17 protein-coding genes are annotated in these 22961 nt (G+C 45.7%); 4 read left to right on the top strand and 13 right to left on the bottom strand.

Annotated elements, in window-relative coordinates; genetic code table 11:
* Complete coding sequence (locus tag K4H28_RS06335; protein WP_221007530.1) at positions 1–1722, bottom strand: SulP family inorganic anion transporter; 1722 nt, start codon at positions 1720–1722, stop codon at positions 1–3.
* A 262-nt stretch (positions 1723–1984) separates the two neighbouring features.
* On the opposite strand from K4H28_RS06335, the gene K4H28_RS06340 reads away from it, so the two are divergent.
* Entirely contained in the window at positions 1985–2308 is a 324-nt protein-coding gene (locus K4H28_RS06340) for a M15 family metallopeptidase (RefSeq protein WP_221007531.1), read from the top strand.
* Positions 2309–2320: 12 nt separating this feature from the next.
* On the opposite strand, the gene K4H28_RS06345 is transcribed toward K4H28_RS06340, so the two are convergent.
* From K4H28_RS06345 to K4H28_RS06355, 3 genes are all read right to left on the bottom strand, one after another.
* Positions 2321–3043 carry an alpha/beta fold hydrolase gene (locus K4H28_RS06345; protein ID WP_221007532.1) on the bottom strand — a complete coding sequence of 241 codons (723 nt, stop codon included), beginning with the start codon at positions 3041–3043 and terminating at the stop codon, positions 2321–2323.
* Complete coding sequence (locus K4H28_RS06350; protein WP_221007533.1) at positions 3040–4053, bottom strand: DUF2817 domain-containing protein; 1014 nt, start codon at positions 4051–4053, stop codon at positions 3040–3042. Before K4H28_RS06350 ends, K4H28_RS06345 begins: the two co-directional genes overlap by 4 nt.
* Before the next feature lie 199 nt (positions 4054–4252).
* Complete coding sequence (locus tag K4H28_RS06355; protein WP_221007534.1) at positions 4253–8890, bottom strand: NAD-glutamate dehydrogenase; 4638 nt, start codon at positions 8888–8890, stop codon at positions 4253–4255.
* 295 nt (positions 8891–9185) lie between these two features.
* On the opposite strand from K4H28_RS06355, the gene K4H28_RS06360 reads away from it, so the two are divergent.
* The 3 genes from K4H28_RS06360 (at position 9186) to K4H28_RS06370 (ending at position 13996) form a co-directional block, all read left to right on the top strand.
* Positions 9186–11387, top strand: a complete 2202-nt coding sequence (locus tag K4H28_RS06360; protein ID WP_221007535.1) for a DUF1631 family protein — start codon at positions 9186–9188, stop codon at positions 11385–11387.
* 144 nt (positions 11388–11531) lie between these two features.
* Entirely contained in the window at positions 11532–13454 is a 1923-nt protein-coding gene (locus tag K4H28_RS06365; RefSeq protein WP_221007536.1) for an ATP-binding cassette domain-containing protein, read from the top strand.
* A 59-nt stretch (positions 13455–13513) separates the two neighbouring features.
* Positions 13514–13996 (top strand): retropepsin-like aspartic protease family protein, encoded by a 483-nt coding sequence (locus K4H28_RS06370; RefSeq protein WP_221007537.1) that lies wholly within the window; start codon positions 13514–13516, stop codon positions 13994–13996.
* A 45-nt stretch (positions 13997–14041) separates the two neighbouring features.
* Here K4H28_RS06370 and K4H28_RS06375 read toward each other — a convergent pair whose 3' ends face one another.
* The 9 genes from K4H28_RS06375 to yajC all read right to left on the bottom strand — a co-directional run bounded on the left by K4H28_RS06375 (position 14042) and on the right by yajC (position 22874).
* On the bottom strand, positions 14042–15922 hold the full coding sequence (locus tag K4H28_RS06375; RefSeq protein ID WP_221007538.1) for an MFS transporter: 1881 nt from the start codon (positions 15920–15922) through the stop codon (positions 14042–14044).
* A 119-nt stretch (positions 15923–16041) separates the two neighbouring features.
* The gene (locus K4H28_RS06380) at positions 16042–16803 is read right to left on the bottom strand and encodes a flagellar brake protein (RefSeq protein ID WP_221007539.1); all 762 of its coding nucleotides are present in this window, start codon (positions 16801–16803) and stop codon (positions 16042–16044) included.
* Positions 16804–16824: 21 nt separating this feature from the next.
* Positions 16825–17391, bottom strand: a complete 567-nt coding sequence (locus tag K4H28_RS06385) for an SCO family protein (RefSeq protein WP_221007540.1) — start codon at positions 17389–17391, stop codon at positions 16825–16827.
* Between the two features lie 46 nt (positions 17392–17437).
* Positions 17438–18127, bottom strand: a complete 690-nt coding sequence (bioD, locus tag K4H28_RS06390; RefSeq protein WP_221007541.1) for a dethiobiotin synthase — start codon at positions 18125–18127, stop codon at positions 17438–17440.
* A gap of 2 nt (positions 18128–18129) precedes the next feature.
* Positions 18130–19020 carry a malonyl-ACP O-methyltransferase BioC gene (bioC, locus tag K4H28_RS06395; RefSeq protein ID WP_221007542.1) on the bottom strand — a complete coding sequence of 297 codons (891 nt, stop codon included), beginning with the start codon at positions 19018–19020 and terminating at the stop codon, positions 18130–18132.
* The gene (locus K4H28_RS06400; protein ID WP_373312797.1) at positions 19017–19658 is read right to left on the bottom strand and encodes a DedA family protein; all 642 of its coding nucleotides are present in this window, start codon (positions 19656–19658) and stop codon (positions 19017–19019) included. Before K4H28_RS06400 ends, bioC begins: the two co-directional genes overlap by 4 nt.
* A 71-nt stretch (positions 19659–19729) precedes the next feature.
* Positions 19730–20665 carry a protein translocase subunit SecF gene (secF, locus tag K4H28_RS06405; RefSeq protein WP_221007971.1) on the bottom strand — a complete coding sequence of 312 codons (936 nt, stop codon included), beginning with the start codon at positions 20663–20665 and terminating at the stop codon, positions 19730–19732.
* A gap of 15 nt (positions 20666–20680) precedes the next feature.
* Positions 20681–22504: a protein translocase subunit SecD gene (secD, locus tag K4H28_RS06410; RefSeq protein ID WP_221007544.1), complete on the bottom strand. Its 1824-nt coding sequence runs from the start codon at positions 22502–22504 to the stop codon at positions 20681–20683.
* Between the two features lie 46 nt (positions 22505–22550).
* Positions 22551–22874, bottom strand: coding sequence for a preprotein translocase subunit YajC (gene yajC, locus K4H28_RS06415; protein ID WP_221007545.1), 324 nt, complete (start codon positions 22872–22874; stop codon positions 22551–22553).
* Positions 22875–22961 lie beyond the last annotated feature (87 nt).

A 22961-nucleotide genomic window follows, 5' to 3' on the forward strand; every position in this document is an offset into this window, starting at 1 on the left:
TTAAACGTTTGATTTGGGCGGTGCGTTGCGCTCCGCAAAAGCAATTCGTGCTTGCTTTAGGTTTGAAAATAATAAAAAAGCATTGCTGACTTGCTCGCTAATGCCGCGCTGAGCGGCATTAGCCTCGATCTGGCGTTTTCGTCCGGCAAAAGTCATCGTTATGCCGCGCTCTACCAAATCTTGATGTAGGCTCCAGACTGCTTGCTCTCCCGCAGCGTCGATTTGGGTGATTGGCATCGCATCAATCACCAGCCACTCAATTTTTTCCTCAGCCCCATCAATGAGAGACAATAATCGCTGACGAAAAAAGTTTGCGTTGAAAAAATTCAGTTGCGACTCAAAGCGATAAATTAATAAGCCAGGAATCGGCTTAGCCTCTGGGTGATGATTGACATCATGAAAAGCACGCTTGCCTTCATAAACGCCCAAAATTGTATCACTAGGGCGCGCTAGTTTAATCAAAACGCGCAGCGTAGCCAGTAAAACAGCAAATAACATGCCTTGCATGACACCCACGCAAGCAACGCCAATTAAAGTGACGATTGCAACTATCCACTCGCCACGGCTATAGGCACGAAAAACCTGGATACTGGCAAAATTCATCAGGCCAAATGAGGCTGTAATCAGAACTGCGCCGAGGGCCGCAATCGGCACAAAGTAGAGTGCTTTGGTAAACAGCACCATTGCTAGGCAAATTGCACTGGCGGCGACGATACTCACCATTTGGCTTTTGCCTCCGCCACTATCATTAACCGCTGTGCGCGAGTCGGCGCCGCTAATCGCAAAGCCTTGCGACAAACCGGCGGCGATATTGGCCATCCCGAGTGCGGTAAATTCACGATCAGGGTCAATGTCATAACGATTTTTTGCGGCAAAGCTACGCGCAGTGAGCATCGCACTACTAAAACTAATTAAAGCTAGGCCAGCGGCTGCACCAACTATTTCACCCAATTGCGAAAACGGTAGTGTCGGCAAATGTAGTCTTGGTAAGCCTGCTGGTAATTCACCAATAACTGCCACATCACGCAGATCAAGACGAAAAACATAGGTTATCAAGCCAGCTAGCACCATCACCACCAAAGCGGATGGTAGTTTTGGCAGTAGTCGCTTGGCAATTTGCTGCGTCAGCAATGTCCCTAGGCCAATTAGTGTTGTCATTGGGTGCGCTTCAATGAGGCGAAACGGAAGCTCGGCTAGTCTTTCTAGCAGGGCATTGTTTTCGAAGGTAAAACCAAATAATTTGCCTAGCTGCCCCACCACAATGCTGATGGCTACGCCATTTAAGAAGCCCGCCAAAATCGGTGGTGACAGGAAATCAGCTAAAAACCCTAGCTTGAAGCGGCTGGCCAGCAAGCAAAAAATACCGGTTAGCAAAGCTAAGCTCACGGAGAGCGAAACGTATAAATGTGGATCACCAGCCGCAATCGGCGCGAGCGTGGAAAACACCATCGCGCAAGTTGCTGCATCAGGGCCAACCATCAATTGGCGTGACGAGCCAAACAAAGCGTAGGCTACCATGGGTAAAATACTGGCATACAAGCCAGCAATCGGGCTCATCCCAGCCAATTGCGCATAAGCAACCCCTACTGGAATTGCCACCGCAGCGACCGACAAGCCCGCCCGCCAGTCATGCCCCCAAAAATCACGAGGATAATTACGGAGTAACGCAATGCCCGGTACGTGTAAGTTCAACCAGTCTTGTAGTAAAAGCTTGGCGTGCATCGGTCTTTTCCATCTGTGCGGCTGCAAGTGCAGTAGAGTTGCGGATTATGCCGTACTTTGTGATTGAGAAGTCTTTGGCGAGTAGATGCTTAGTTCAAATACAAACGACCAGTATTTTTTAACTATGTATTGAGTTGAAGGTCAGTATATTTATAGTTTGTAGCGATATACATGGCTAGTACTTTATTGAACTGTTTCTACCTGAGAATTTTTGAATTGATCTTTTTGGTATATCAATGTTGCAGAGGATGGCGGCATTAAGGTGCTGCCGCAGGCCCGCGCCAAACTTTTTTTGAATCACTTAGCGATTCACCCAGAGAAAGCGCAGCGTGCAGGAGTGGCCGATGATCGTTTCGCCGGTTTGTTTGCGCAGCATGGCTTTTTGACTTGGGATGGCGACTGGGATAACCCGATTGATTGCCAGCACTTTGAAATTGGCAGTCGGACTGATATCAATGAGCTCATTAAATTGCTATTGGATCTTACACGAGCCAGCTTTAATCAGTATGCTTCGTCCTATCGGCAATGCGCTAAAAGCGAAATAGGCGGCCTGAGTGAAGTTCGTATCTGCTGCGTAGAAAAGTGAGGAAGTAAAACCTTACGGTAGGTGCTCAATAAGCCACTGAGGGTCATCCAGTGGCAAATCATGCCCAGCCGTGGGGTGAACGGCATGCGGAACTCCCCAGAGCTGGGCTAAGGTGAGGCTGCACTGCTGATCAACCAGTCGATCGTGCTGACTGGATATGAGTTGCAACGCTGTTTGTGGCGTTTCAATTGGCGCTCTGTAAGTTGCTGCTGCCCAGAGTTGACGCAAGATATTTAATTTTGAAATGGGATGTTGCTGTTGATATGCAATCCACTGCTGCAAAGTCGCAGGATGTGCTTGATTACTGGTGAGCTGCAGGATTAGCTGCTCTTGTTCTGCATTCGTTCGAAATAACATGCTCAGTAATTGCGTGTAGTTGTGTGGCCTGAGCCGCTGATAAAACGGATTGATTGGTCGCAAACTGGTATTGATGAGCGTTGCGCTGGCAATGTCTTGTGGTGATTGTCGCATCCATTCAATTGCTACCATCGCCCCTAAAGAAACAGCAATCACATGGTAGGGTGCGCAACACCCTTTTTGTGTGAGTGTGCTTTGTAAGTGCTGCACCATATCACTGATGCGATGCAGGCTAGTTTGCTGATGTAATTCCCCGTTCCCAGGCCAATCCACCATCAAAATTTGATCTGCTGGATATTTCTGCTGCAGCAAGTCAGCAAATACGCCCCAGTGGCGTTTTTCACGCATCAAGCCACGTAATAAAACCCAATTTTTCATGGTCTATCCTTGCGATACCAAAGATCAATCGCGGCATGATGCTGCTGCATTTTTTGAATTTGCCCTGTAGGTCTCCAAGTCGCGTGGTCATGCGTGGCGCGGATTAAAAATTCAAGTAGCGGTAAATGGCTGCGTAGCACTCGTTGTTGGCGATGCGGCACCATGGGGTGAAATAAGCCTAAAATCGATAGCAATTGGCGTGGATTCTTTTTTATCCATAGCCATGAACCCAGCTCAAGTGTCAGCGGCAAAAATAGTTTTTCCGGCGATTGTTGTCGATGCAGGTAATCCCAAACATCGCCATGAGTGCGGTAATGCTTAGCCTGCGGTTCAATCACGTAAGGATGATGCGGATGGCTGCAATCGAACAGCTGTTTGAGCGCATGTATCTCGGCCACTTGTGGGATCGGCTTCATGGTGTAGGCATATGGAAACCAGATGCGATCTCGCAAACCAAAGCCGGAATGACAGTCAAGGGAAAGACTAACGGAACTGCTCAACATAAAGTCTTGTACCACCGTGCATAGTGCTTGATTTTCAAGCTCCATGTCTGTGTTCATTGGCCCACGAAACCAAGGTAAAGCAGGATTCAGCCTGTGTCCACCGACTAAATATGCGGTTTTTCCATCCGCATCAATCGGTGCATTGCGCATTAAATCGACGTGATTGCCATTCGAGCGACGACTCAGTGCCATACCGATGGGGTTAATAATCGGCATGAAGACAATACGAATCGATTGGAGTTGAAATTGTAAGCTACGATCCCAGCTCAGCCGATGCAGTAATCCCTGTAAAAACGCGATTAAAATCTGGCTGCCGATACGCTCTAGGCCATGTACACCGGCAAAAAATCCAATCGTTGGTGCATTGGGATCGGTGCTACCTAGACAAAGACTACGCAAGGGGAATTGCTGACCTTGGTGCGTCACACAGCCGTGTTGCTGGCTGCGAATCAATGATCCAGCTTGCGCAATGATTTTTTCTAGGGCGACCATTTCTGGAAGATACAAGATGAATTCTCTAGCGAATCAATTTGGAGTCTAGTGTAGTGCTTAGAGAAAAGAATGCTAATTTATTTATTGGGTATATCAACCAAGACCTTATTTTATAGAGCCTTGATTGATATACTTGTAATAAATAATCAATATTACTTGTTGTGGTTCGATTTTACAGAACTAGTTTTATCTTTACCGCCGGCGCCCCCGCAATTTAAACAATCAAGCGCTGCCGCAACTCACGCAGGGCCGCCGAGATCATCGCCAGATCAGGCATAGAAGTACTTAGCTCAGCAAACATTGCAGCAACTCGCTCTCTAGCAGGCTGATTTTGATTCAGCCACAGCTGCAATTCGGCCCGATGTTGCTCCCAAGCTTGTTTAAATAATTCAATATGCAGGCGCTGTAAATCATCGCGAGCAGCAAGCCTCGCCAGCGTTTGCCAGCGATTGTCACGTGGTAACTGCTCAATGGCTTGCGCTAGCCATTTCAGATTCAGCGCCTCGCCAACTTCAAGATACATACGCATATGCTCAGCCAACTGGCCAGAATCATTATTAAATTGACTGAGTTCAAGCAAGGATTGCGACTCTTGCACTGCCATGACCTTCATTGCCAACTCAGTTCCAATGCCAGCCTTATGCCACGCTTGTGCTTGTGTCGCATGGGCAGGGCTTGAAATTAATTGTTGGGGTAGGTGCGGCAAGGTGAGGGCAGCACAAGTACGCATATGCTCAAGTTGTGCGGCTTTTAAATTTTGCTGCAACAACCAACGAGCAACGCGTTCAGTTTGCCTTCTGATACTCAGCAAAAGCAGAGTTTGCCCAGTGGCAATAACGCTGCTTTGTTCAATTTCTAGCGATAAAGACTCGCTATCGAGTAGTGATTCTGCCGCAATCAATGCATCGACAATATCACTGCAGGTTTTTTCTGTTTCTTCTTGCAAACGATATACGCAGCTAATCCCGTAGCGGTTCACCACATGGTTAGTTAGTTGAGTCGCGACGATTTCTCGGCGTAATGGATGGTTGGCGATTTGGTTGTTGAATTTTTCGACCAATAAAGCAGGGAAGTAGCGCTGTAATAAAGTGTGCCACTTCGGATCATCAATCAGCGTTTCGGCGAGCAACTCTTGTTTGATGACAATTTTTGCGTAGGCCAACAGTACTGCCAGCTCTGGGCGAGATAAACCTAGACCATTTTGTTGTCGCTCAGCCAGTTGGCTTTGGGTCGGTAAATATTCAATTCGGCGAGAAAGTTTTCCGGCCTGCTCAAGCGCTTGCATCAGCCGAGTATGAACGGGCAATAAAGATAACGATTGAGAAAACTCGAGCGAAACCGCCTGTGTTTGCAGTTCATTGTCTCGCAACACCAATAGGCCAACTTCGTCGGTCATGCTGGCGAGTACTTCATTGCGCTGTTTTAAGGTTAAGTCCCCATCATTAACAATTTTACTGAGTAGGATTTTGATATTGACTTCATGGTCTGAGCAATCTACGCCAGCTGAATTATCAATCGCATCGGTATGAATACGGCCACCATGGAGTGCATATTCGATACGTCCCAATTGCGTAAATCCTAGATTTCCGCCCTCGGCAATCACTTTGCAGCGCAAGTCTTTGCCATCAACACGCACCGCATCATTGCCTCGGTCATTGGCTTCGGCTTGCGTTTGGGTACTGGACTTCACGTACGTGCCGATGCCACCGTTATAAAGCAAATCAACGGGGGCTTTTAAAATGGCTTGAATCAGGAGGTCGGGCTCAAGCTCAAGCTCTTCAATCGCTAATATCGTACGTATCTCACTAGAAAGCTTTATTTTCTTTAGGTTACGAGCAAATACTCCGCCACCTTGTGAAATTAATGTGGCGTCGTAATCAGCCCATGATGAGCGCGGCAGGTTAAACATGCGGGCTCGCTCCTGAAATGCCACTTCAGCATTTGGATTGGGGTCAAAGAAAATATGTCGGTGATCAAAAGCAGCCAGCAAGCGTATCGTTTTGGTGCGTAAAAGACCATTCCCAAAAACATCTCCCGACATGTCACCAATTCCAACGGCTGTAAAGGCTTCGGTATTGGTATCAAGACCTAGTTCTTTAAAGCTACGCTCAACTGAAATCCACGCGCCGCGTGCTGTAATCCCCATTTTCTTATGGTCGTAACCCACTGAGCCGCCGGAGGCAAAAGCATCGTCCAACCAGAAGTTGTATTCCTGTGAGATGGCATTGGCGATGTCTGAAAAAGTTGCGGTGCCTTTGTCTGCCGCGACGACAAGATAGGGATCATCGCCATCGCGGCGCAGAACATCATTCGGTGGAGTGATTTGGCCATTTTTAAAGTTGTCCGTTAAATCCAGCAGGCCGCGAATGAACATTTGGTAACAAGCGATTCCGCTGGCTAAGAAAGCTTCCCGCTCCGCTGGCGGGTTTTTAACCACAAAGCCACCTTTAGAGCCAACTGGAACAATGACTGTATTTTTGACCATTTGGGCTTTGACTAAGCCCAGTACTTCGGTGCGAAAATCCTCGCGTCGATCAGACCAACGCAAACCGCCTCGCGCGACTTTACCCCCTCGTAAATGAACGCCTTCCATCTGAGGTGAATACACAAAAATCTCGCACATTGGCACCGGTTGCGGCATCAGCGGGATTTCAGCCGACGCAATTTTTAGCGATAGATAAGTTTTATCACCGCCATTTTGATAAAAATTAGTCCGTAGTGTTGCGCGAATCGCCGCCATCAGTGACGTTAGAATGCGCTCATCGTCAATATTGGGCATCGCTTTTGCAGCTTGCGCAATTTCTTCAAGTACGATTTCCGCTACTGCGGGCTCTGCTTGACTGGGGTGATGCAGTAGCTGAAAGGCTTGTGCGAGTTGTTGGGTTTGTGTGCCGTGCATGAGTAGGCAATCGGCAATCATTTCAATGCTGTACTTGAGTGCGACTTGTTTTAAATAGCGTGCATACGCCCGCAAGACAAAAACTTCACGCCACGCCAAGCCATGATGCAGAACGAGTTGATTAAGCTTGTCGTTTTCGGATAAACCTTTGCTTTGTGCGACAAATGCCGCAAGTAGGCGTTGTCTTTGTTCTGGCTGTTCGAGTGAGGTTGATGCCGGCAGGCGCACGCCGATGTCCACCAACCAAGCGGATTCTGGACTCAACTGCAAAACATAAGGCCGCTCATCGACAATTCTAAGCCCCAGACTTTCCAATAATGGCAGGCAATCAGAAAGCTCAATCGGGCGATGTTGGTAGAGCTTTAAACGCCAGATCCCTGCATCTAAAGCACTTCCCGGCGTTAAAGTCGCGACGATGCTTTGTTGATTTAATGCGGTTTCTAGTGATTCGATATCATAAATGGCCGCGCGCGCCGAAAAGTCTGCGCAATAGGCAGCAGGAAAAGCATGCAGGTATTTTTGATGCAGCACCGAGCCGCGTTCTTCACCGCAACTTTGAATGAGTTGCTGTTTCAAATCGTCTTGCCAGCGCTGAGCAACTTGGGCAATTTCGGCCTCAATCAGCTTGCTGTTATAGCTGGCGGTTTTTGCTGCGGTTCGTCGAATAATGTAGTGAATTCGAGCCAGCGGGTTGTCGCCCAAGAATACGGTGAATTCTGATGCGCTCCCTGATAAATGCTGCATCAGTAAAGCTTCAATTTTAATTCGCACGTCGGTACTGTAGTTGTCGCGCGGTACAAACACCATGACGGACACATAGCGGCGATAAATATCATCCCTAAAAAATGCACGGACGCGATGTCGTTCGTGCAAGCTCACGATGCCGTCTGCAATTCGAGCTAGCTCAGGGATTTCAATCTCGATCAGTTCATCGCGAGGATAGGTGTCCAGTACATTGAGTAATGCTTTGCCACGATAACCAGTGAGTTCTGCATTGCAATAGCTCAGTGCGTGATCAATTTTTTGTCGCAAAATGGGGATTTGGCGCGGTGGCGCGGTATATGCGCTGGCGGAGTAGAGACCAACAATGCGAAGTTCACCTAAGAGTTCCCCTGAATCGCTGATGTTGCGCAACAGGACCGTGTCTAAATAGGCCGAGCGATGAATTAATGAACGACGATCTGATTTCGTGAGCATCAATAAGCGCTCTGGCGCATAGGCTACGGCGCGTAAATCTGGGCTTAGACTCGACCAAACGTGCGAAGGAGAGGGCAGACCCGCATCTCGCAATAGTCCTTTTCCTGAGTGGGGAATAATATTGAGCGACCCTGATTCAAATTGGTAATCGCGCAAGCCGAGAAAAACAAAATGGCCAGCCAGAAGCCATTCTAAGAATGCAATCGTTTCTTTCTTGCTGGTCGAAGGCTTTTCTGGTTTTGTCACTCTAAGTTGTTCAAGCGCGTTGGATACGCGCTCCGTCATACTGGGCCAATCGGCAACAGCGATAGCGATACTATCGAGTGCTTGATTGATTTCATTGGCAATTGTTGCGATCTGACTTGGGTCACTGATGCGATTGATCTCAAAATGCATCCAAGATTCTTTGCATTCAATCCCTTTTTGCATAACGAGTTGACCCACTTCATCTCGCTGGACGATAAGAACCGGATGTATCACCCTGTAGACACTGCATTTCATATTGTTAAGAGCAATACCCACTGAATCAACTAAAAACGGCATGTCTTCTTGCGTAATTTCTATGACGGTATGCGGGGATTGCCAGCCATGCTCACTTAGGCTGGGATTGTAGATCCGGACTAGTCTTTCTTTTGCAGGACGAATTCTGGCCATACGTCGCTGCGCTAAAACAGCAGCTGCTAAATCTTCAATCGACCTTTCTTGTAAGTCTTCCTCAGGCACATTGGCATAAAAACTCTGAATCAATGCGGTCATTTCAGGCTCATTTTCTTGAGACCATTTTTGGAGTGTTTGCATTGTTAGATTCGGAGTCATTTTAACCACCTGTTTACGGGAATGATTCGCTTACTTTAGCCTTAGTTTTTGACTATGCCAACAAGGGTTACCACCTATCTGCTCAACTACTCAGCTAGCCGGACATGGCTTAAGGTGTTGAAATAAAATATTTATGCCTTGCTTGGTAGGATATAGATGACCAACGGGTAATATTTGTTTATCATTAAATGCTAATATATATCTACCAGCCAAAGCACTCAAAAGAGGGCCTGCCATGAGCCAGCCACTATCACATAACAATCCCAACCGAGGTCAGCGTGCTGCGGCGATGGACCCCATGTTGCTTGCATGTCGTGATCTTGCCTTGAAAATGCTAAGCCAATCTTTGGAGGGCTTTTTCTCAAGGCTTGAAGAAACATATTTTGAGCTGGCTGATAAAACATTCGACCGAAAATTGCGTGATGATTACTTTGCAGCAAGAGTCGAAACACATAACAAACGTGAGTTTTTAGCTGAACAATTTCGATTGAATTTTCTTTCCGCATTTAATGAAAGTCTTCAGGCCTCTCATCCAAGTAACGCACAAAAAGCAGAAAGTTCTTTTTTTAAAGTCAGTGCAAAGCCAGATCAGCTCAGTCTTGTCGCCAATGATGAGTATGAAGAAAACCTTTCTGCAGATTTGATCATTAAATCTTTCAAAAATACGGGTGGTGAGGAGCTGACTGAACTGGAACAGCGCTTTGCTGGTTTATTGCCCGAGCAAGAAGACGGCACAGTGAATCCAATGTCGCCTGAATCTATTTGCGATTCGTTTTTACAGGCTTGCAAACAGCTTGAAACGGGCCTAGATGCGCGTCTCATTGCATTAAAAGCATTTGAAAATGAGCTTTCCAATCAAGTTGCCGATGTTTATCGGCATGTAAACCAATACCTTATTACGCAAAATGTGCAGCGCGTGGTGCCGCAGCACCAAATAAAACGACAAGAAAATTCGAAAAGCCCAACAGAAGCATCACTACAGACATCTGAAGAGTCACTAAGACAACTTGAATCGGCCGAGGCGGTGGCTGCAACTACGCGAACAGAAATAATTAAACCTCTCGGAGCACATCTAGAGGCGCTCGCAGCAGGCGCGACTGCTTATTCATCCGCACCGGTAGAGCATACGCCAGGCTGGTTGTCATTCTTGGATGTTTTGCAGCACAAAGCTCCCCGTTTAGAGGGTTTGAGTGATGAAAATGGATCTGCCCTTTTTCAGCACAATATGCTGGGCATGCTGCGTAGTTCGGGTTGGGCAAAAAACTTACCGTCAATGGATGCAATGACCTTAGAGCTCATTGCAATGTTGTTTGAGCACATCTTTGATGACGATCGGCTTTCTGATTCAGTTAAAGGGCTTATCGGGCGCTTGCAGATTCCTGTTCTAAAAGTGGCAATGCTGGATGCGAGTTTTTTTGCGAGCAAGAATCATTGCGCCCGCCTTTTACTCGATACATTGGCTGAGGCCTCATTGGATGCCCCTGAGATGGAGCAGGGCGAACATCGCTACGATAAGTTAGCGTCGATCGTTGGTAATGTTTGTAGTCAGTTTGTCGACGATGTCGTTGTGTTTGAGCATGCACTCAGCGAGTTAGAGGCTTTTCTGGCAAGTGAAGCCCGGCAAGCTGAAGTTGCCGCACAAAAAGACGCGCAAGAGTTGGTGCAGCATGAAATTGCTGAGCTTGGCATTATTACTGCACAAGAACTTGTGAACGAACGACTAGGGCGCGCTGATGTGCCTGAGCTTGTTAGTTCATTCATTGCTTTGTATTGGCCAAAAGCATTGGCGAGAAGCTTTGGCGCGCAAGGTGAGGCCGGCGCAGCGTTCATTCACAAACTTAAAGTGATGGACGATCTTATTTGGAGCGTGCAAGCCAAGCAGGGTGCAGAAGAGCGATTTGCGCTTGTCAATTTGCTGCCAGAAATGCTAAAAACGCTAGAGGACTCTGCGCGTGAAGAAGGAATGAGTCCTGAGGATGCGAAATCGTTCTTTGCTCAATTAGTTCACTGCCATGCGGCCGCCATTCGAAATGGCTTACGTAGTTCGGTGGAAGTTAAACCTCAAGTTCAAGCACCTTCTAGTCCGCAAGCAATCCCAGTAGCAGAGCCTGTCGTTGAACAAAATCAACCGTTGCCTGATGAAGCGTTGCCATTTGCTGCACAGAGCAGCCCTGCTGAGCCGCAAAGCGCTCTTCCGTTGCGTGGAGAATGGGTTGAGTGGATTAGTGAGCAAGACGATGTGCTCCGTCTCCGTCTTTCGTGGATTAGCCCGCAAGAAACTCGATATCTATTTACCAATCGCTTAGGTGGGAATGGCAAGGCATTCCTCAAGCAAGAACTCATTGATGCTTTAACTTTGGGCCGGGTTCGCCGCTTGGCACTCGAAGGTAGTTTAACGGATCGGGCGCTCAATGAGTTGCGAAGCAACTTAAGCTAGTCTTACCGTATTTGTCCATTAAGCATAAAAAATAATGCACTCAAACGGATACCTATAGCTGGTATCCGTTTTTTATTAGAGATGGGCTGATTTAACGTAGTTCTAGCTCGGTCATCTCGCTGAGCTCTGTTAGAATCTCACCCTATGATACGACTTAAATCACTTACACTCCGTCGCGGCACCAAGGTGCTCCTTAATCGCGTTGAACTCACACTGCAGCCTGGCTCAAAAACAGGCATTGTTGGTGCGAATGGCGCGGGTAAATCCAGTTTTTTTGCCTTATTGCGTGATGAAATTCATGCCGATGAAGGCGACCTAGAAATGCCTCCGCGTGTGGCCATTGCCCACGTGGCACAAGAAACCCCAGCCTTGCCTTGTTCGGCCCTCGATTATGTTCTTGATGGTGATGCAGAACTTCGCAAGATTGAAGCTGAAATCAACGCCATCGCCCATGACGACAACGATGGTATGGCGCATGGTGAACTTTTTTCTCGCCTTGATGCGATTGATGGATATACCGCACCTGCACGTGCCGCCAAATTGTTGGCCGGTCTTGGTTTTTCCCTGGAAGAAAATTCGAAACCTGTTTCAAGCTTCTCCGGTGGCTGGCGAATGCGTTTGAATTTGGCACAAGCTTTGATGTGCCGCTCAGATCTTTTACTGCTCGATGAGCCAACGAATCACTTGGACTTAGAGACCGTTGTTTGGCTAGAAGAATGGCTGAAAACGTATCCGGGCATGTTGCTCATTATTTCCCATGACCGCGACTTCCTTGACAGCACCATCAAGCAAATTCTGCACGTCGATAATGCGCAACTCACGGTTTACACCGGTACTTACGAAGATTTTGAAAATCAATGTGCTGAGCGCTTGGCGCAACAATCACAAGCGTTTGATAAACAACAACGCCAAATTGCCCATTTAGAAAGTTTTATCACCCGCTTTAAAGCCAAGGCCAGTAAAGCCAAACAGGCGCAAAGTCGCGTGAAAGCGCTAGAAAAAATGGAGAAAATCGCCGCAGCCCATGTGGATTCGCCATTTAATTTCTCTTTCCGCGAGCCTGATTCTAGCCCTAATCCATTAGTGCATTTAGAAATGGCATCTGCAGGCTATAGCGTTGATAAGCCTATCCTCACGCAAATGAATTTGAGTATTGATAATTCAGCACGCCTAGGCTTGTTGGGGGTCAATGGTGCTGGTAAATCGACATTTATTCGCGCTTTAGCGGGTGAGCAAGATTTACTTTCGGGTATTCGCACCGAAGGGAAGGGCTTGAAGATTGGCTATTTTGCCCAGCATCAACTTGAGTATCTCCGAATTGATGAGTCGCCGTTATGGCACATGCAAAAAATCGACCCTAATACGCGTGAACAAGAACTGCGTAATTTCTTAGGCGGTTTTAATTTCCAAGGGCAAATGGCTCTCAATTCGATTGCACCTTTTTCAGGTGGCGAAAAAGCGCGTTTGGCCTTAGCACTATTGATCTGGCAAAAGCCGAATCTATTGCTACTCGACGAGCCAACCAATCACTTGGACATCGAAATGCGCGAGGCGCTGACCTTTGCGCTACAGGATTTCGACGGAGCGTTGATTGTCGTATCGCATGATCGACATATTTTGCGTGCGACAGTGGATGATTTCTGGTTGATCGAAGACGGCCGCGTTGGTCCATTTGATGGCGACTTAGATGACTACACGCGCTACAGTCAAGAAAAACGCAGCGGTGACAAATCGGCAGCTAATGCTGTGGTTAATGCGAGCCAGCCGGCAACAAATGTGAATCGCAAAGAGCAGAAGCGCCTTGAAGCAGAAGCACGACAAAAACTAGCTAATGCACGCAAACCATTAGAGAAGGATTTGGCGCGCATCGAAGCTGAAATGGCACGGATTACTGCTGAGCAAGCAACGATTACTGCAACATTAGCTGATGAAACTTTATATTTACCTGAACGCAAAGACGCCTTACAAAAAATCCTTGCCAGTGAATTAAAATTAAAAGAGAAACTCGCAGAACGTGAAGCGGCGTGGATGGTTGTTAGCGATGAAATCGAAAATCTAGTAGTGTAGATGTATATCGATCTAGGTATTATTTAATATGATCTAGATGGATATACCCAAAGGTTGATATGCGTTCTACATGGTCGATTGTTTTCATCTGGGGACTGGTTCTACTGCTAATTTATTGGGCTTTTACTCAATTTATTGCGCAGCAGTACCAGCCCAAAATGATCAGCTCAGGGCAGGGCAATGAAATCACTTTGCCGCGCGCTAAAGATGGACATTATCGTTTGGCAGCCAGTATTAATGGTGAACCTGTAGTTTTGCTTTTAGATACTGGCGCGACGGCAATGACCCTCAATCAAGAACTCGCAGAGCGAATCGGATTGCCGCGTGGTGAGCCTTTTATTGCCAATACGGCAAATGGGCAAGTTCAAGGTTATCAATCAAAGATTAGTACTTTGAGTTTTGGACCATTTGAATTTAATAATGTTCATGTGGGTATAGTACCCAATATGGGCAATGAGGTTTTGTTGGGGATGAATATCATTAAGCAGTTTGATATCCGCACTCAAAATAATCAAATGCATATGAAACTGATTGAGAAATAAGAAAGGCGACCCAATCAGTCGCCTTTTTTATTTCATAACACCAGATTACTTCCAATCGCCGCGCAACTGGCGAATTGTATTTTCTAATTCTTGCCGCGTTACATTAGCAGCTTCAATCGGCTCGCCAATTATAATACCAATTTTCGAGAAAATTCCACGTGGCATTTTCATCATGGCCGTCCCATCTTTTCGGCTAAAGAAACTCCCCCATAGCCCTTGTAGTGCCATGGGAATAACTGGTACGGGTGTTGTTTTGATAATACGCTCAATGCCAGGCATAAATGAATTAATCTCTCCAGTTTTAGTGATTCTTCCTTCTGGAAATATGGCAACCACCTCGCCATCTTTTAATGCTTGGGCAATCGCAGTAAATGCGGCATCTTTCATTTCTGCACTTTCTTTCGTCGAGGCAATGGGGATTGCATTTGCAGTACGGCAAATAAAGTTCATCACCGGCAAATTGTAGATCTGATGATCCATGACAAATCGGATAGGGCGGCGAATTGCACCTGCCAACACCATGGCATCCATAAAACTCACATGATTGCAGGCCAGTACCACCGCGCCATTTTCGGGTATATATTCAAAACCTGTTTTCTTAATTCGATAAAGGGTGTGGGTTAAAATCCAAACAATAAATCGCATTAAGAATTCTGGGATTAAAGTGTAGATATAAATAGCAACAAAGATGTTTAAAATGCCAGCAATTAGAAGAAGCTCTCTCACCGTCACACCAGCATTAAGTAAAACAATACTCATTCCTGCCGCAACTACCATAAACAAGGAGTTCAAAATATTGTTTGCAGCGATTGCGCGTGAAGTAAATTCGCGTTCGGTACGAATTTGAATCAAAGCGTAGAGCGGAACAATAAAAATACCACCAAACACACCAATCAAAAATAAATCAATAATGATACGCCAGTGTGAGGTCGACATTAGAAATGACTGAGCCGTTTGCAGTGTCCCCGGCAAGTTAGCAGAAGCAAAAAACAAATCAATCGCAAAGACAGAAAGACCGATAGACCCAAACGGTACTAAACCAAGCTCGACCTTAGAATCCGATAGTTTTTCGCAAAGTAAAGAACCAACTCCAATACCTAATGAAAAAATGGTCATTAGTAGGGTGTAAACAGTGGCATCACCATGCAAGGTGTCTTTAGCAAAGTTTGGAAATTGAGTTAGGTAAATTGAGCCAAAAAACCAGAACCAAGAAATACCCAGCAGACTATTAAATACGGTTTTGTTTTGTTTGACGTGCGATAAAATTTTGGTCGTTTCAGAGAAAATATTCCAACCAATTTTTAAATCGGGCGCTGTAGGTGGCGCGGATGGCATAGATCGACTGAAGAAATAACCCGCAATGGCAACGGCAACGCAGGCCCAAATTACTAAAGTTTCACCGTGCGGTTGATGCTGCACAAGCAAGGTGCCGGCAATTTGCCCTAATAAAATAGCAATAAATGTACCCATTTCAATGAGGCCATTACCGCCTAATATTTCATTTTCTTTTAAATACTGAGGCAGAACTGAATATTTGAGTGGCCCAAATAGCGCAGAATGAACGCCCATCAAAAACAAGCAAGTCATCAATAATGCAGCGTTGTGCCAAATAAAACCTAAACCCGCGACGATCATGATGGCAATTTCGAGTAGTTTTATCCATTGTGCCAGCGTGGCTTTGTCATATTTCTCTGCGAGTTGACCAGCAAGCGTTGAAAATAAGAAAAACGGTAAGATAAAAACACCTGCAGCCATATTAACTAAAGTCGCGGCATTTAAACCCGCCGTGGATAAACCATGAAAAGCGATTAATACTAAAAAAGCATTTTTAAATAAATTATCGTTGAATGCACCAGCAAATTGGGTCAAAAATAAAGGCAAAAATCGTTTTTGACCAAAGAGATCAAATTGATTGGGTTTATGCATGGATGATTTCGCCGTAAAGTTGAGCAATGGTTAAAATGCAGGCACGATTCGGCGCTAGTGACCGATTAAAATGTTTAGCCGTTGATGTACTACACACGGGCATTACAATGGACAAACATCTAACCTATCAACGCTTTGCGTTCACGCTCTAAATGAGCCAATAATTTCTGCAAATTGGTTTCGATGTTGCGCGGTAAATCAATGAAGCGAACGCCGGCCAACCAACGTACTTTTCCATGTGCCATCGTAATTGGATGGCTTGAGCGTATCTCGATATTCAGCTTGGCGGTACCTGCAGCAGCAAAATCAAAATAAGCATTGCTAATTACTATGCCAGTTTGCATTTGTGTGTGCTGTTCGTCTTTAAGCCAAATACCCGCGCCGCCCAAAGAGATGTCATGCAATTCAAGTTGAGTTTTTTGACCATTTGGCAGCGTTATGTCACACGTCAAAGGGTTGGTAATGGGGGTGAGCAAGCGAAAGAACTCTCGCCGCTGAAGCTTAATTAAGTCATTTGGAAAATCAATAATAAACGCAGGTTTGCCTTCAAATTTACCTAAAACAACACTAGCAACTGAAAACTGCACCTTCACACCATCCAGTGCGGTGACAAATAAAATTCGATCGGCCTGAGCAATGGCCGTATTCGTCGGTGCGTGGCCACCCACATCAATAATGAACTGCTTAGCCTTGCTATCGACATTCAGTACGCGAGACAGCATCATGTCGCGCCCCGCATTGAAATAAATACCAAGGTTTACATTATTCTGAGCAAGGCTGCGTAGAACAAATGCAATTTCCATGTGCGCAGTAATTCGGTAAGGGGCAATATCTTCATGTTCACTGATCGGAGCCACTCCGCCATTTGCTTCTGCTGACATCTTTTTATCCAGACTTATTATTTATTCGGCGAGTAACAGTTGAATATCATGGGTAAACACAGACGATCCTGCGCCATAATTTACCATTACTCGAGTTTTTCCATTTTTATCAATCAAATAACTGCCTGCACTATGGTCCATCGTATAGCTGTCGCCGAGTGGCTGTTTTTGATAAATGATACGAAATTTTTTAGTAATTTGCTCAAGTTGTTCTTTATTGCCATTAAGCCCTAAAAAAGTAGAGTGAAACGCCGGAACATATTCAGACAAAATTTGATTGGTATCCCGTTCTGGATCGACCGAGACAAATAAAACTTGGACGTCTTTCGCCTGCTCGCCCAATTGAGTCATCGTAGCTTTAAGTTCAGACATTGTAGTAGGGCAAACATCTGGGCATTGCGTAAAACCAAAAAATAAAACCAGAACTTTGCCTTTGAATTCGTCACTATGCCGTATTTTTCCATGGTGGTCGGTTAGGGTAAAGTTACCACCAATTGGACCATCGCTAATATCGGCGCCTTGAAATTCTGGGCGGCTGCACGCGACCATTAGAATGCAAGTAATTAATAATAAAGCAATTTTTTTCATGAGTTTAATTTTTAAGTTGATTTGCTTTAATTACGCAAGCGACTTATTATGATGCATGATTTGTAATCAGCAACTCAATTGAAGATGTATTTAATGCCATATTCAGTGCATTGTCATCATATTCTAATTCAGCCAATAATGGCGCAGCGATTCGCTGTTTTAAATAAGCTAAATTATCCTCATAGCGTTTAAACGCAGGATCAACTCGGTTAGCGATCCAACCCGCGATGACGAGCCCACGCTGCGAAATAGCATCAATCGTTAGCTGGGCATGATTTAAGCAGCCCAGCCGCATCCCAACCACAACAATCACGGGTGCAGCCAATTCAGTGGCCAAATCCGCAATCGTGTATTGTTCAGAAATTGGCGCATACCAGCCACCAGCGCCTTCAATCACTAATACATCGGCCATTTGGCTGAGTTGTTGAGCGCATTCTAATAAATGGGGTAGCGAAATTTCAACATTTGCATCGCGTGCAGCTAAATGAGGCGAAACTGCAGGCGCAAAACGATAAGGATTGATGAGCTCTATGTCGGCTTCCACATTACTAGCCAGTCGATGTGATTCTACATCGGAATTTACTAGTATATCGCCAGAGAGCATGCAACCCGAGGCAATGGGCTTCATACCTAACGTTTTGTGGCCGCAATTGCTAAAACCCCGAATCAGCTGTGAGCTTGCTACGGTTTTACCAATGTCGGTATCTGTGCCAGTAATAAAAAAACGAATTGCCATGGTTAGCGATCTCTAGGTCGAAACTCGATAATTTGACTGCCATCTGCCAATGATTTGGGCTTAGCCGTAGGTTTCCACGCATGGCCATAAACGACTTCATAAGTGCATGGTAAAACGTCATCACGACGAAATGCTTCGTACTGAGACTGTATTTTTTGCCAGGCAGCCTTACCAAGCAGACCATTGCGACGGCCATTCATTTTATTGCTAGCACCGATATGTTTCAGATCGTGCATGACGGCTTTGACAGTGGGGTAGGTCATCGTAATGTATTCCATATCCATCACTGGCATGGTTAAGCCATGCGCAACCAAGGCGTCACCCAGATCGTGCATATCAATAAACTGATTTACGTGTTCATAACCATCAATGTTAGCGAATGAGGCGCGCAATTCTTTAAGTGTGTCAGGACCTAAAGAAGAAAAAATTACCACGCCACCTGGTTTTAAAATTCGAGAGAATTCTTTGAAGGTCGCATCAGGTGTGTTGCACCACTGAATCGTGAGGCTAGACCAAATCAAATCGACAGACTCATTGGCCAAAGGGATGTGCTCGATATCAGCACACACGGCTGATGATTTGTTGCTGTCAAAAAACGAGAGCCATTTCTTGATTCCGCCAGTTTTTGTACGCGCTGTTTTGAGCATATTGAGCGCTAAATCTAACTCGATGTATTGAGCGTCTCGAAAGCGCTCTTTGAGAAGTGGGCTGGCCGCACCAGTGCCACTACCCGCATCAAGGATGACTTGGGGCTGTATATTAATTAACGCGAGCCGTTCAAACAAACGCTCAACGACTTCACGCTGTAGTACCGCTGCCGCATCGTAAGTGTCTGCAGCTTTATCAAAAGATTCTCGAATTGCTTCTTTTTCGTTGTAAAACGATTCAATCATGCCTTGGCCTTGCTGAGTTTATGTTTCGCGACTTCAATAATACCTGGCAAAATTGATACGAAAATAATGCCTAAAATAATGGCGGTTAGATTCTTTTGAATAAAGTGAATTCCACCCAATAAAAAACCCGCGTAAAGCAGGGAACCAACCCAAAGTAGGGCGCCCGATATATTATAAAATGCAAATTTTTTGTATGTCATTTCTGCCATACCTGCAACAAAGGGCGCAAAAGTGCGAACAATGGGAACAAAGCGCGCAATAATAATGGTTTTTCCACCATATTTTTCAAAGAAATCATGGGTTTTATTGAGGTATTCTGGCCGGAATATTTTTGATTCTTTATTGGCAAAGAGTTTGTGCCCGAAGTACTTGCCGATGGTGTAGTTGACGGCATCGCCTAAAATGGCTGCAATCACGAGTAGTACAAATAGTAAATGAACATTCATTGCGCCTGATGCAGCAAGCATTCCTGCAACAAAGAGCAAAGAGTCGCCGGGCAGGAAGGGCGTAACGACCAAACCGGTTTCACAAAAAATAACCAGAAATAAAATGACATAAATCCAAATGCCATATGTAGTGACCATGTCTTTTAGAACAACATCGAGATGCAAAAATAGGTCAAGAAATTCCATGATTATTCTCTGGTTGAGTTAGCAAAAAAACGCCGACGGCAGTCCGTCGGCGCTGATTGTAATGCAAATACATTAAATTAAACGACTGCTTCTTCTTTGATTTTGACTGGCTTAACCATATTGTCACGAGTTACACCAAACATCAGCAATAGGGGTGAAGCGACCAAAACGGATGAATAAATACCAAATACAATACCAATTGTCAGTGCCATCGCAAAACCATGCAATGCCGCGCCACCGAATAGCAGCATTGACAACACCATCAATTCGGTTGATCCGTGAGTGATCATCGTACGGCTCAACGTGGCCGTAATTGCGTTATCAATCACTTCAGGAACCGTTTTGCCGCGTAAATTAGGCTTGCGGAAGTTTTCACGAATACGGTCAAACACCACCACGGACTCATTCACCGAGTAACCGAGCACCGCCAAAATACCGGCCAAGACCGTAAGGTTGAACTCCCACTGGAACATCGCAAAGCAGCCTAGAATGATCACCACGTCATGCATATTGGCAATCACCGCCGAGACAGCAAAACGCCATTCGAATCGCATCGCAAGGTAGGCAATAATACCCAAGCAGACCAACGCTAATGCCGTTAAGCCGTGGGTAAACAACTCATCACCAACCGATGGGCCAATAAACTCAACCTTTCGCAATTCAACATCGCTACGATCGATCTTAAGTGCTTCAAGGACGATGTTGGACAATTGCGCGCTGTTTTTATCTTTAATATTCGGCAGGCGTAGCATGACGTCGACGGTCGTGCCCATGGATTGAACTTGGGTTTCACCCAATTTTAAGCCATCAATGCGAGTACGAATTTGGCTTAAGTCCGCTGCTTTTTGGTATCGAAGTTCCATGACGGTGCCGCCAGTGAATTCAATACCAAAATTAAGTCCTTTAGCGACCAAGAAAAAGACAGCTAAGACAAACGTAATTAAAGAGATGGCCGTTGTGAGCTTGCCGTAGCTCATAAACGGGATGTCACGTTTTACATGAAAAAATTCAATCATTTTAGCTGCGCCTTAAACGGATAGCGTGTTCACACGACGATTGCCGTAGATCAGGTTAATCATGGCGCGTGAAACAAAGACCGCGCTGTACATCGACGTCAAAATACCGAGGCAATGCACCCATGCAAAGCCACGCACTGCACCTGAACCAAAAATCAACAAGGCAAGACCAGCAATTAGTGTGGTGATGTTTGAGTCAAGAATAGTTGCAAATGCATGATCGTAACCATTCTTAATCGCCATTTGTGGTGAAGCTCCCTCACGAATTTCCTCACGAACGCGCTCGTTAATCAAAACGTTGGAGTCGATCGCCATACCCAGTGTCAATGCAATCGCTGCAATACCTGGTAGGGTCAAAGTTACGCCGAGTAATGACAGTAACGCAATTAAGAATACCAAGTTAGCCGCAAGCGCCACTGCAGAAACCACACCAAACACGCGATAGTAGATCATCATGAAAAGGGCGACTGCTAGAAAACCGTATAGCGTTGAGTTGAAACCCTTGCTGATGTTTTCTTTGCCCAATGAAGGGCCAATAGTGCGCTCTTCGATGATATTCATTGGCGCAGCTAGTGAGCCAGCACGTAGCAGCAGTGCGGTGTCGTTTGCTTCGGCTACGCCCATTGAGCCAGAGATTTGAACACGCCCACCGCCGATTTCGCCACGCACAACTGGCGCAGTCACGACTTCGCCTTTACCTTTTTCAACCAAAATCATCGCTACACGTTTGCCGACATTATCGCGGGTTAGTGTTTTGAAGATTGCCGCACCAGTCGAATCAAGACCCAAGTGAACTGCAGGCTCGTTTTTATCATCAAACCCTGCTGTTGCATCGTTGATGTTTTCGCCGGTTAACTCAACCTCTTTACGCAATAAGATCGGTGTGTTTCGACCGTCACTGCGACGCTCGCTCATCAACTCGTAACCTACAGGCACATTGCCATTAATAGCTTCTGTGAGTTTGGCTTGGTCATCTTCAACCATCCGAACTTCAAGCGTTGCAGTGCGACCTAAAATATCCTTGGCTTTTGCCGTGTCTTGTACGCCAGGCAGTTGAACAACGATACGGCCTTCGCCTTGCTGCTGAATCACAGGTTCAGAAACACCAAGCTCATTGATACGATTGTGTAAGGTCGTAATATTTTGAGTTACCGCATCATTTTTAAGCTGCAAGATGGCCGCGTCTGGATACGTCACAACCAACTTGTAGTTGCCATTTTCGGCGACAGTTTGAACTTTCAAATTAACTAAAATTTTACTAATTGCTTTATTGGCGGCAGCCAGTGTTTCAGCATCACGCAGTTGCACTTCAACGCGATCACGCTCACGGCTGACTTTGCCGTAGCGAATTTTTTTATCTTTTAATTCGCGGCGAATATCGCCTGCGGTTTTTTCTAGGGCTTTGTCGACCGCAGCTTTCATGTCGACTTCAAACAAGAAGTGAACACCACCGCGCAAATCTAAACCTAGAACCATAGGTTTTGCATGCAATCGTGTGAGCCATACCGGCGTATCTGAAATCAAATTCAAGGCAACGATGTAATCGTCGCCTAGAGCAGCTTGAATCGCATCTTTGGCTTTGAGTTGACTGTCCGTGTCTTTAAAACGTACTTTCACAGAGCCGTTTTCAAAGAAACTATCAACCGGTGTGAGACCTGCGGCTTTGGCGATAGTGTCTGCACGATCAACCATATCGGGCAAGACTTTGACAGTCGCACGACCACTTGAAATTTGTAGTGCAGGGCTTTCACCAAAGAAATTTGGGATGGTATAGACCATTGCGATGAGTAAAGACGCAATGATTAGGAAGTATTTCCAAAGAGGATAGCGATTCATGCTTGGGACCCCAATAAATACGGCAGCAAAGCCACCGTATCATTGATTATTTATTGTTTTTAAGGGTGCCTTTTTCCAGGCGTTGACCAATGGCTGCGCGCTGGATGAGGATCTCAACATTATCTGACAATTCAAGTGTTACAAATTGATCGTTCAATTTAACAATTTTGCCAATAACGCCGCCAGTTGTAATGACTTCGTCATTTTTCTGCAGCGCTTCTAACATGGCACGCAGTTCTTTAGCTTTTTTCTGTTGTGGGCGAATCATCAAAAACCAGAAAATTGCAAAAATTGCGATCATTGGCAAGAAAGACATAAAGCTTGCTTCTGCACTTGCTGCAGTATTCGCGAAGGCGGGTGCTATCAACATATAGGTTCCAGTGTGTAAGCCAAACAAAGGCGGACTATTCTAGCGGGTGTAGGCGCTAAAATCCACCGCATTACATCCAAGCGGATG

The organism is Deefgea tanakiae, from assembly GCF_019665765.1.
GTDB lineage: Bacteria > Pseudomonadota > Gammaproteobacteria > Burkholderiales > Chitinibacteraceae > Deefgea > Deefgea tanakiae.